Here is a 12,182-nt window from a genome sequence, read left to right on the forward strand (position 1 = left end):
TAGCTGCTAAAAAGTCTTTTAATAACATAAACCAACTGTTATTAGACCTTTATGTACATTTTGGTTACAACCCAAGGTACAAAAAACTAAATCAGAAAAGTAATAGACTGAGAAATTGACATAGAATATATGAAGAGTTAATGGATGTATTTCCGAACTTACTTAAAAAAAACTAAAAGTTCGAAAAAATCCAGATTACACAAAATTAGCTTCGTTCCCCTAGAAGGTGATCATCAAACTATTATGCTAAACAAAGGCTTAAATAAGGTTTTTGTTGCAGGCGCTGGAGGTGATGCAGTCGCTGTAGCGAATGCTACATTTACATTAGCTGAATAAGATAAAAATTATCTATCAAAAAAAACATTTATTGTTTAATAATTTGTTTTTCTATCTAATAAAATTTCTAATTAATGATTTTTATTTTAATCAAATTTGCCGTAGATTTTTAACAATTTTGAATGAAAAAAATAACGATTAGCCAAAAAAAACTAATCGTTATTTTTTTTCATATGCTTATTTGATTATTTTAAGTTTTTTAAGATTTGTTCAATCACTTGTTCGTGATCCATTTTATGTCTTGCTATCAGATCCTTATTGTCACCATGACTAGGGATTGATTTAAAGTTATAAGTATATAATCGCTTGTTTTGATATTGTTTTTCAAGAATTATTCTGTAAAATTCATTAGCTAAACCAACATTTTGATAAATATCCTCATAAAGATAAATATCATCGTATTGATCTAAGATTCTTGTAATGTTTTGATCAACACCTTTACCGTGAACTAAGATTGCATCAAAACAATCGATACTATTTATTGATTTATCATCTAATAATTGTTTAAAACTATTAGCGTTGTTATTGTAAGAGATTAATGCAGTTTTATTTAAAATTTTCGTTAAATTTAATCTTACTCATTGGTTAAGATCATCAAGATTTTGATAATATGATTGGTAATTTTTAAATTCATTGAAATAACGGTTGTATCTAATTGCAATTACTTGTTGCGTGTTGTTGCTAGTTTCATCAATTAGTTTTTTTAATACAATTGGATTACTTGCTGCATAGATTTTTGAATTCGGAGTATTTTTAATCATTCCGATATCAAAAATACCGTGATGCGATGAACCTTCAGTCCCGTTTAAACTGCAGCGATCAATCAGTAAATTTACCCCTAAATCTAGTCGTGATAAATCATGAATTAATTGATCATAACTTCTTTGTAAAAATGTTGAATATATCGGTAAAAACACAGGTATTTTATTTAAACTAACCCCTGAAGCCATTGATAGAGCATGCTCTTCTGAAATCCCTACATCAATGTAGTTTTTCTTATACTTATTAATGATATCAATAAATCCAGTTGCATAAGTCATCGCAGGATTAATTAAACAAATTTTTTCATTAGATTTTAGTTTCTCTTCTAAATGAGTAGATGCGATAAATCCAGATTGATCTTTATAGGTTTTATTTGTACGATTAGAGTTATGATATGAGCCAATTAGATCTTGTTCGGCTTCTTTAATTCCTTTACCTTTAATTGTCTTTACGTGAACAATTACTGGACTATTTTTAACTAATTGTTTAGCTTTTTCTAAAGCTTTAAAGATTTGATCAAGATTATGACCATCTTCAACTTTTATATATTCATATCTAAGTTGTTTAAAGAAATTGTATTGATCATCTTTCAAGTTTGCTAACAACTTATTAAATTCACCGAAGTTTTCAGAAATAGACATCTGATTATCGTTCAAAACAATAATCATCTTGTGATTATGAAAACTAATATTATTAATTGCTTCAAACGCTATTCCGTTAGCTATACTTGCATCACCAATTACAGGGATAATTAATTGATTCTTATTTAATAGTTGATTACTGAAAACTAAACCGCTAGCCACACTTAATGAGTTTGAAGTATGACCACCAGCATAATAATCATATTTAGATTCATTTAGATCTTGCAATCCACTTATTCCATTAGTTTGACGAATCGTTTCCATCTGATCCAATCTACCAGTTACCATCTTATGAACATAAGCTTGGTGACTGGTATCATAAAACACTTTATCTTCATCTAAATTAAAGAAATGAGCTAAAGCAATACTTAGTTCTACAATTCCTAAATTAGATGATCAATGAATGCTTTTTTGTTGACCTAAATTAATTAAATAATTTCTGATTTCGGTTGCTAATTGATCTAAATGCTTTCGATCAATTTTTAAAAAATCACCGTAATTTTTAATAGTTTTTAATAGTTCCATTATTCTTCTTCTTCTTCGTTATTAATGTCATCAACTGATAAAGTTAAATGATCAATCTTTTCTACTTGTTCTTTTAAGATATTTAATAAGCCCTTAATCTTACCATATTCCATTCGGTTAGGACCAACTATAGCTATTTGGTGTTTATTTTGATCAATTTCAATCAATGTTGAAGCCACCGATACTCCTTCAATCCCGATATCTTGCCCAAAAGTAATTACTGACTTACCAGTTTTTTGTTGCATAAATGAGATCTGTTCTCAAATTGAGGTATTCTCTAGTAAATTTAAGATCTCACTTAGTTTGTTATGATCATGAAACTCGGGGTGAATTACTAACTTCTTGGTACCTTTAATATTAATCGTGCTTTTTTCATTAATATCAAAGATATAATTAACAATTCTTTGCATCACAAATTCATATTCATGAACTTTTTTTCTTACGATCTCTTTAATTGCACTAAGCTTATCTTTTAGTTCAATAAATGGAGTATCAACCAACCGATCATTGAAAATCTGTACACAAGTTGATACATCATTATATTGCACTAAATTTTGATATTTAATCGTCTTTTTAATCACTTCACCAGATGAAGAAACAATTAAGATTAATGCAGTATTTTCATTAATCTTGATCAGATCCATTCTTTTTAGTAAATCATACGATTTAAACTTGGTAATGACAGAAGGTAAGTTGGTAACATTATTAATAAACTCAACAGATTGTTCGATCACCTCATCAATTGAATGATAACGTTTATTAAGAATCGCCATTAACTTTTGTTTTAATTGTTCTGAGATCTTGGTTTCAGCTAAATTAGCTTCATAATACTGATAACCTTTAATAGTCGGAATTCTCCCAGCAGAAGTGTGCGGTTTTTCGATGTATTTTTGTTTTTCAAGCACACTCATTTCATTACGAATCGTTGCACTTGATACTTCGTTATTAAAGTATTTTTCCAAAATTATCTTAGAACCAACCGCAGTAGCAGTTGAGATATACTCATTAATAATTGCCTTCAAAATTAGGATTTGGCGTTCTGTCAATTTATTATTCATCATAATAAAATTATATAAGACAATGAATTTTAATCTAAAAGAAAAGCTGGATCTTGCACCAAAAAAACCAGGGTGTTATTTATGAAAAAATAATCTTAATGAGATTATTTATGTTGGTAAGGCTAAGAATATTTACAAAAGAACCCATCAATATTTTAATGGTCCAAAAGATTTAAAAACATCAAAGCTAGTTAATGATATCTTTGATGTTGAGTTCATTGAAGTTAATAATGAAAATGAAGCATTATTACTTGAAGCAAACCTGATTAAAAAACATAAGCCAAGATACAATATCTTACTAAAAGATAATAATGGTTATCCTTATATTTTAATCACCAAAGAGAAGTATCCAAGACTACTTTATACCAGACATTTTGATCCTAAAAAAGGTAAGCATTACGGGCCGTTTGCTTCAAGTGAAATGAAAGCTTATGATCTATATAACCTATTATTAAAGTTATTTCCCTTAAAGAATTGTTACAACAAAAAAGGTCGTAAGTGTGAGTTTTATGATCTTAATTTATGTATGAAAGCTTGCACTCATGAAGTGAGTGAAGCTGATTATGAAGTTGTGAAAAAAAAGCTTGATTATTTTTTTCACAACGGTGCAGATCAAGTGCTTGATAGTCTCAAACAAAAAGAATTAAGTGCAAGTAATAAATTTGACTTTGAACAAGCCAAGAAATATTTGGATCTGCAAAAAGCAATTAAACTAATTTTTGACAAACAGATTATTAATCTGTATAGTGCTAAAGAACGAATTGATGTGCTTGGTTATCAAACCAAAGAAAATGTCATCTGCATTGTGTTGTTTTCTTATGTCAATAGTCAGTTAGTTTCTAAAAGCACGATCTGTGATTTCTATTATAACGAAGAACAAGAAGTAATTGCTTCTTATCTTAGTCAATACTATAAAGATAACATTAAGCCCAAAATACTATATGCTTCATTAGATGAAGCTAATACCAAATTACTAAAAACTAGTCTGGAAATTGAGATCATCAATCCTAGTAGTGGCAAGATGAATGAGATCATGTCATTAGCGCTGCAAAATGTTAATAACGAACTAAGCCAAAAATATGACATTCTAGTTAAAAAAGAACAAAGTTTTAGTCAAGCAGTTGAGCAATTAAGACAATTGCTCAAGCTTGATCGACTTAATCATATTGAAGTGTATGATAATTCCAACTTGTTTAATACGGACAAAGTTTCTGCGATGATTGTTTTTGAAAACAATCAGTTTAACAAGAAAAAATATCGCAAATACAAGATCAAAGACGACCAGACACTAGGTGATTATCACTATATGTATGAAGTGATCTATCGTAGGTTGTACCAATCACTTAAAAATAATTTTGTTGATCTACCTGATCTGATCATTTTAGATGGGGGCAAACACCAAGTGCTTGCAGCTAAAAAAGTGATTAGTGATTTAGCAATCACGCATAAAGTTAATATTATTGGTTTAGCAAAAAATAATAAACACCAAACTGATAAGGTTGTTGATTACGATCTTAATGAACATGCACTAGATAAAAGATCAGTCCTATATTTTTTCTTAGCAAATCTACAGGAAGAAGTGCATAAGTTTGCCATCACTTTTTTTCGCAAGCACAAAACAAAATCATTTTATGATTCGATCCTTGATGGAATCAAGGGATTGGGAAAAAAACGCAAGCAACAACTATTAGAACATTTTAAAACAATCGATGAGATCAAAAAAGCTTCGATCGCTAGCTTAAGTCAAGTTGTGCCGATTGAGATCGCCAAACTAGTTAAGCAAAAATTTGATCAATCGTAGCAATCGCGGTTTTGCGATATGCCTTAATTAAGCCACCTGCACCTAATTTCACCCCGCCAAAAAACCGCACGACAAACACGGCATAACCATATAATTCTTTAATTCTTAATAGATCATAAATTGGTTTGCCTGCGGTATTTTTTGGTTCATTATCATCACTGTATCCAGCAGTATCAACACCGTTATCTTTGAAAAGATAACCATAGCAGATATGAGTGGCTTTCTTATACTGTTTTCTTAGTTGTTCAAGATGATTTTTAACATCTTGTTTAGATGAAATGGGATATGAAATTCCAACAAATCTAGAGTTTTTAAAATAAAGTTCGACCATTAATTAAGATTATATTAAAAATGATTATTTGCTATATTTAGCAAAACTGATCAATGTATAATTAATTCAACTCAATTTATTTCAAACCAAAATCTGGTTAATGATTAGTTGCTAACAATATAAATTAAATATATTGTGCTATAATTAGAACGATGATCTTCAAATATCTATTTGGATAGAAATCGAATCATCAAATCATATCATAACAAGCAGTGTTTCACTCACCTAAATCTCTTAAATGTAGATCATGGTTGATCATTTAGATTCTTAAAATATATATTGTTATTAGCAAACAATAAATAATAATCATCAAAAGCTGATATCTAATAAATAAACATTATACCTATAAGAATCTCAATGATATTTATATATAGAAATAGATATAAATAGCGTCACACTGCGTTTAGTTTGTGTGACATTTTTTATTTTTACAAAGGATTATATGAGTCAACAAAACAATCAAAAAAATCGAAGGCCAAAACCAAATTTACCCCCAATTAACAAGAACATTAAGTTTAATAGCTTCACCTTAATTGATGAAAATGGAACTAATCTTGGGGTGGTAACCAAAGAAGCTGCGTTAGCTTTAGGTGATAATAAGGGCTTGGATGTTGTTGTAATCTCAAATAATCCCGACACCGTAATTGCTAAGTTGATGGATTATGGGAAACATGTCTATGAACAAAAACGCAAAAAGCGTGATAGCAAGAAGAAACAAACGGTCGTTAAAGTTAAAGAAATTAACTTTAAAGCCGGAGTGGGTGATCACGATATTGAATGAAGAGCCAAGAAATCAATCGAATGGTTAAATGACGGATTTCATGTCAAATTTACGATCAGAGCATTTTCAAGAATGATTACTCGTGAAGAGTTAATCAAAGAAGTTTATGATAAGTTTTATCAGATAATTCAAGATTATGCTGATGTGCAAAAACCATATACGAAGGTTTCACGCAATATGTATGAAGCGGTTTTTATTCCAACTAAGAATAAGAAGAAAGCTGAACTAAACCAACCAATTAGCCAAGAAACTAAATAATTACTATGCCAAAAATGAAGACAAAAAGTGCTGCTACTAAGCGTTTTAAAACAACTAAAAGTGGGAAAATTAAGCGTAAGCAAGCTTACACTTCACACTTAGCACCAAACAAAACCACTAAGCAAAAACGCCACTTAAGAAAAGATGGCTTAGTGCACAAAACTGATTTTAAAAGAATTAAGCAATTAATTGCTAAATAAGATAATTTAGGAGAATAACCAATGAGAGTAAAAGGCGGACCAACTACAAGAAGACGCAGAAAAAAATGATTAAAGCAAGCCGAAGGAACATTTGGTACTCGTCATGCATCATATAAGGTTGCTAAGCAAACCGTTATTAAATCTGCAAAATACGCGTTTAGAGACCGTAAGAATAAAAAGCGTGAATTCAGAGCACTTTGAATTCAACGTTTAAATGGTGCACTACGTGAAATGGGTGTAACATACTCTGTGTTCATTAATTTATTAAAGCAACAACAAATTACGATCAACCGTAAGATGTTATCTGAAATTGCTATCCACGATCACGAAGCGTTCAAAAAATTAGTTAAAGAAGTTACAGGTAAATAGTCATCATGCTTTTAGACCTTGAGAAGTTAATTGAAAAACAAGCAGAGATTGATAGTATCATCTTTAAAAAGACTAAAAGCTCTTATAAAAAAAATCAGAAGCAAAGAAGGTTATGGCTTGCTGTAGAGATTGGTAACTTAGCTAAACAGATTGAAGCATACAAATTTTGAAAAAACCAACCTAAGCACGATGAAAGCGCTATTTTAGAAGCTTTTGCAAACGTTTTACACCTATCTTTAAGTTTTTTAATTCAGTTTAAAACTGAGATTGACCAAGACAAAAAAGCTGAACTTAACTACGTTTTTGATGTTAAACAACAAAAACAAAAACCTTCAAGTCTAATCGCTTCAAAACGTTTTTTAGAACTTTATGAACTATGTTTATCAATGGAAGATTGATGATCATGCCAAAAGTTCATTGACGAACTACTAACTTTAATTAGCTTAATGCGTCTTAACTTTAATGAGTTATTCAAAGAATATATCAGACAAAGTGGTAACATTTTAAAACGCATTGATGAAGATATTTAAAGCTAACCACTTTAAATATCTTTTTTATCTTATCCGATTACTATTATATGGATCAAATCAAAAAAATTATTGATGATTTTAAACTAACCATCAGTTCAGTTGATAATCAAAAAGAGTTGATTGTAACAAAGAATATCTTTGTTAAAAAACACGTAAGCCCGTTATTTCAACAACTTCGTAAGATTGAACAACTTGAAGATAAAAAAGCTTTTGGTAAAAATTTAAACTACTTGCAGCAAACAATTCAAGAACTGTTTGATCAAAGAAATCAGCAGTTATCTACTAATTTAGATCAAAGCGAAAAACCACCATATGATCTAATGATTCCAGCGCTTGATTTAATGGATGGTTCGATCCACCCACTAAATTTAGTGATTAATCAGATTGTAGATTTTTTTAAAAAGTTTAATTTTACGATTACCAATTATCCTGAAGTTGTTTCAGTTAAGCATTGTTTTGATGATCTAAATATCCCTTTAGATCACCCAGGGCGATCAACAACTGATACGTTTTATACCGGTCAAAAGCAGTTGTTGCGAACTCATTGTACTGCTGGAACAATCCAAGCAATCAGTGCGATGAACAAACACAAAGATATCCGCGTGATTAGTTTTGGTAATGTTTATCGTAACGATACTGATGATGCAACTCACTCTCACCAGTTTATGCAAATGGACTTTATGTGGGTTAATAAGGATCTGTCATTAGCCAATTTAAAGTGGTTTGTCACTAAATTTATCGAACATATGTTCGGGAATGATCTAAGAACTCGATTTAGATTATCGCACTTTCCGTTTACTGAACCTAGTTTTGAAGTCGATGTAGAATGTTGGAATTGTCAAAGTGGTTGTTTTTTATGTAAAAAAACTCGCTGGATTGAAATTATGGGTTCAGGGATCTTGCACCCAAAAGTTCTAGAAGCTGCTAACATTGATCCAGAGAAGATGGTGGGAATTGCTGCTGGAATTGGGCTTGAAAGAATCGCAATGTTAAAAAATAATATCACCGACATTAGGGATTTTTATCTTAATGATTTTCGGTTTATTAAACAATTTTATGAGTAGGAGATAGATATGTTGTTATCAAAAAAGGTGATTGCTAATTTTATCCCCACAATAGCTAAAGTTGAAGATAATAAGATCGTTGAAGCACTTAATGCGATTGGTGCTGAAGTTGAATCGATCAAAACTTTTAGTATGATCGATTATTTAGTAATTGGCAAGATTTTTAATATTAAAAAACACCCTCATGCTGAAAAACTAAATATCTGTTCGATTCAGATTAGTGATAATAAATTTATCAACGTGATTTCAGACTCACCTAATCTATTCGATCAGAATAGTGTTTTAAATAAGTATGTAATTGTCGCAATGGAAGGTGCTGAACTACCTAATGGAATCACGGTAATTAACCGTGATATTCGTGGGATCAACACTAGTGGATTATTATGTTCTTATGGTGATCTTAACCCCCATTACAGCGGTTATTTATCTGAATATGATAGTAAGAATATTATTATCTTAGATAAGGCTAAACTAGGTGATAGTGAAGTTTATAAGTATCTAAATATTGATGATACGATCTTTGATATCTCAATCCCATCAAGTCGTCCTGATTGGTATGGGATTAGATTTTTAGCTAAAGAATTAGCGGCTTATTTAAATCTTAAATATTTAGAACTTGTAGGTCGATCAAAACAAACTGATTTTCACCAAATGAGTTTTAAAGTAGTTGATGAAACTAATAATAAAGCTAAATATTTTGGTGGAATTCATTTACGTAACTACCAATTAAAACAATCAAGTTGAAACACTAAGGGGATCTTGATTAACAATCAGATTAAACCAATTAATGATCTGATTGATCTATCTAATTTAATTCCGTTGTTTGCAGCTAATCCAATCCATATTCATGATGCTGATAAGATTGTTGGTGATGTAAGATTAATTCAAGCAACTAAACAAGAACAATTCCAGGGATTAGATAATAAGTGATACACAATCCAAGAAGGTGATCTACTTGTTGTGGATGATGAAAAGATTATCGCGCTTGCAGGAATTATTGGATCAATGGCGACAGCTGTTGATGATAATAGTATTAACTATTTTATTGAAGTGGGTAATTTTGATAAGAATCAGATTAGTAAATCTGCTTCATTCCATAAGATTAGCACTAAAAGTGCTAGTTTATTTAGCAAAGAGATCTCTTTATATCAAACCCAAAAGACTTTTGAATACTTATACCAATACTTATTAAATAAGGTGTATAACCAACAGTTATCTGAATTATCAAAAGCGATTAGTGTTGATGAATATCACCAACAAATTAAAGTGAATTATGATAAGATTCGCAGCTTACTAGGTAACACTCATCACCTATCAGATGCTAAGATTCAAAAAGCTTTAGTCAACCTTGGTTTTTTAGTTAAAGATGATATTGTATATGTTCCTAGTTATCGTAATGATATCTACAATTGACAAGATTTAGTTGAAGAACTATTAAAGATATTAAACATTAATCATTTTGAACCAATTCCGATTAAAGCCGATTATTTACTTCAAGTAAATAATGAAACAAACGAATTGTTAGATCGGTTATCAAAAAAATTAAGATCACTTAAATTTAATCACGTTCGCACTTACAATTTAACATCACAAAAACGTGCTGATCTACTTAATTTATTTAAGTACCAAGATCCAGTTGTAGTGAATAATCCGATTGCTGAAACTAGACAGTATTACCGTCAAAATATCTTATCTAACTTATTAGAGATCTATCAATTAAACCAATCTTATAAAAATAAATTATATCCAATTTTTGAGATCCAAAGTTTATTAAGTAAGGATGGATCGTCTAACCATCACATTGGCTTAATTATGACTAATAACTTATTTAACCATAGTTATGATCCATCTAGTGGGATTAAACTTGATCTAATTACGATCAAGGGAATTAGTGATATCATCGTGCAAAATTTTGGGTTTAACTGTAATTACCAAACAATTAATGATGATACTTATTTAGTTAAAAACGACTCATTAAAACTGGTTGTTTATGATGAAACGATCGGTTATATTGGTAAGATTAAAAAATCTGTTCTAAAAGAATTTGATTTAGATAACCACGATATTTATTGTTTAGACATTAATCTAGAACGTTTAATCACTTCGATTAATCGTTATGTACGAACCTATGAAGGTTATGATCATCACCAAGAAGTAAGTAGAGATATCACCTTCCAATTAAAAAATGAAGATGATTTCAATAGCTTTACTAACGTAATTAATAGTTTTAATAAACTCTCAAAATGAGAGATTATCTCAATCTTTGATGCAACTAATCAGATTGATAATAATAAAACGTATCAACCTACAAAATACACGGTGAGATGTTATCTAAAACAAGGTGATAAGACCTTTACTACTCAAGAGATTAATCAAGTCTTTGATGAATTAATTGATTTGATGAAAGCTAAGCAGATTTTGATTTAGGATCGGTTGAATATGTAGATAAAAAATGAACAGAATTAACGTGTAGTTAGTTCTGTTTTTTTGTTGTTAGATAATATTATTGTTTTAGCCTATATAAAATGTAAAAAACATCGTTTTTACCGTTGAATTTTTAAAAAAAACACTTAAGTTACTAAGTGTTTTTATACTTGAAAGATTGAATTTATTTTTTCTTAAATACATCATGTCCGCCAAATTTGTTGCGTAATGATGCTAACAATTTATTGGCATATAAATCACTTTGTTTAAGTGATGTTTGTCTTGCAAACAATGCAGAAGCAATAGCTGGAATTGGAGTACCTTGGTCAAGAGCTGTTTGAACAGTTCATAAGCCTTCTCCACTAGCATTAACCACCCCAGAGATGTTTTCTAGTTCTTGTTTATTATTAAATACTTGCTCCATTAATTCAATTAATCAAGAACGAATAACACTACCGTGATTATATAGCTTTGAAACCTTAGCTAGATCATAATCAAATTTGCTATCGTGCAATACTTGAAAACCTTCAGCGATTGCTTGCATCATACCATATTCAATTCCATTATGAACCATCTTAGCAAAGTGACCGCTACCAGCTTGTCCGGTGTGTAAATAACCATTAACCACGCATAATTTTTCTAAGATCTTACCAATCTTATTAATGGCATAATCATCACCTCCTACCATCATACAAGCACCATTGAGTGCTCCAGATGGACCTCCGCTTACACCGCAATCAACAAAATAAATTGATTTAGCTTTGGCCTTCTCATAATTGTTTAAACTATCTTTGAAATAAGAGTTGCCAGTATCGACAATTATTGAATCTTTTGGTAATAGTTTAAGCAAATTATCAACAATTTGATTAGTTGGTTCACCACACGGTACTGAGATCAAAACAACATTTTGTTTAGTAGGATTAACTAATTGTTCAAGCTTATCAACCAACTTAAAACCTTCAGATTTTAATTGGTCGTATTTTGTTTGATTAAGATCATATCCAACAACTTCATAGCCGTTTCTTTTTAAGTTTTTAATCAAACCTTCACCCATCTTACCTAAACCTATAAGACTTAAAGATAATTCATTATTTAACGACAT

The 12,182-nt window shown here is 30.2% G+C and carries 12 protein-coding genes and 1 pseudogene; 9 read left to right on the plus strand and 4 right to left on the minus strand.

Annotated elements, in window-relative coordinates:
* Positions 1–176 (plus strand): annotated as a pseudogene (locus P690_RS04215) (IS256 family transposase); the annotation flags it as partial.
* On the plus strand, positions 145–336 hold the full coding sequence (locus P690_RS04480) for a hypothetical protein (RefSeq protein WP_027121853.1): 192 nt from the start codon (positions 145–147) through the stop codon (positions 334–336). The pseudogene P690_RS04215 and the gene P690_RS04480, both read left to right, overlap by 32 nt.
* Positions 337–521: 185 nt before the next feature.
* Here the strand turns inward: P690_RS04480 and P690_RS0100500 are convergent, their stop codons facing one another.
* Both P690_RS0100500 and hrcA read right to left on the minus strand, forming a co-directional pair.
* The gene (locus P690_RS0100500; protein WP_027121854.1) at positions 522–2,264 is read right to left on the minus strand and encodes a 1-deoxy-D-xylulose-5-phosphate synthase; all 1,743 of its coding nucleotides are present in this window, start codon (positions 2,262–2,264) and stop codon (positions 522–524) included.
* Entirely contained in the window at positions 2,264–3,322 is a 1,059-nt protein-coding gene (hrcA, locus tag P690_RS0100505) for a heat-inducible transcriptional repressor HrcA (RefSeq protein WP_036459438.1), read from the minus strand. The genes P690_RS0100500 and hrcA overlap by 1 nt, the downstream gene beginning before the upstream one ends.
* Positions 3,323–3,344: 22 nt before the next feature.
* On the opposite strand from hrcA, the gene uvrC reads away from it, so the two are divergent.
* Positions 3,345–5,123 (plus strand): excinuclease ABC subunit UvrC, encoded by a 1,779-nt coding sequence (gene uvrC / locus P690_RS0100510; protein WP_027121856.1) that lies wholly within the window; start codon positions 3,345–3,347, stop codon positions 5,121–5,123.
* On the opposite strand, the gene P690_RS0100515 is transcribed toward uvrC, so the two are convergent.
* A complete protein-coding gene (locus P690_RS0100515) occupies positions 5,098–5,454 on the minus strand; it encodes an IMPACT family protein (protein ID WP_027121857.1) in 357 nt (118 codons plus the stop codon). The two genes, uvrC and P690_RS0100515, sit on opposite strands and share 26 nt — an antisense overlap.
* 442 nt (positions 5,455–5,896) lie before the next feature.
* Between P690_RS0100515 and infC the strand changes: the two genes are divergently transcribed.
* Genes infC through pheT form a run of 6 tightly spaced genes read left to right on the plus strand, consistent with a single transcriptional unit; the run spans position 5,897 to position 11,083 of the window.
* A complete protein-coding gene (gene infC / locus P690_RS0100520) occupies positions 5,897–6,493 on the plus strand; it encodes a translation initiation factor IF-3 (RefSeq protein WP_051420946.1) in 597 nt (198 codons plus the stop codon).
* A 5-nt stretch (positions 6,494–6,498) separates the two neighbouring features.
* Positions 6,499–6,693, plus strand: coding sequence for a 50S ribosomal protein L35 (rpmI, locus tag P690_RS0100525; protein WP_027121859.1), 195 nt, complete (start codon positions 6,499–6,501; stop codon positions 6,691–6,693).
* A 21-nt stretch (positions 6,694–6,714) separates the two neighbouring features.
* Entirely contained in the window at positions 6,715–7,062 is a 348-nt protein-coding gene (rplT, locus tag P690_RS0100530) for a 50S ribosomal protein L20 (RefSeq protein ID WP_027121860.1), read from the plus strand.
* A 5-nt stretch (positions 7,063–7,067) separates the two neighbouring features.
* Positions 7,068–7,592, plus strand: coding sequence for a dUTPase (locus P690_RS0100535; protein WP_027121861.1), 525 nt, complete (start codon positions 7,068–7,070; stop codon positions 7,590–7,592).
* A gap of 47 nt (positions 7,593–7,639) precedes the next feature.
* Complete coding sequence (pheS, locus tag P690_RS0100540) at positions 7,640–8,656, plus strand: phenylalanine--tRNA ligase subunit alpha (RefSeq protein WP_027121862.1); 1,017 nt, start codon at positions 7,640–7,642, stop codon at positions 8,654–8,656.
* A gap of 9 nt (positions 8,657–8,665) precedes the next feature.
* Positions 8,666–11,083 carry a phenylalanine--tRNA ligase subunit beta gene (pheT, locus tag P690_RS0100545; protein ID WP_027121863.1) on the plus strand — a complete coding sequence of 806 codons (2,418 nt, stop codon included), beginning with the start codon at positions 8,666–8,668 and terminating at the stop codon, positions 11,081–11,083.
* A 181-nt stretch (positions 11,084–11,264) separates the two neighbouring features.
* Here pheT and gnd read toward each other — a convergent pair whose 3' ends face one another.
* Complete coding sequence (gene gnd / locus P690_RS0100550) at positions 11,265–12,182, minus strand: phosphogluconate dehydrogenase (NAD(+)-dependent, decarboxylating) (protein WP_051420948.1); 918 nt, start codon at positions 12,180–12,182, stop codon at positions 11,265–11,267.

It is taken from the genome of Mycoplasma imitans ATCC 51306 (genome assembly GCF_000518305.1).
Classification (GTDB): domain Bacteria; phylum Bacillota_I; class Bacilli_A; order Mycoplasmatales; family Mycoplasmoidaceae; genus Mycoplasmoides; species Mycoplasmoides imitans.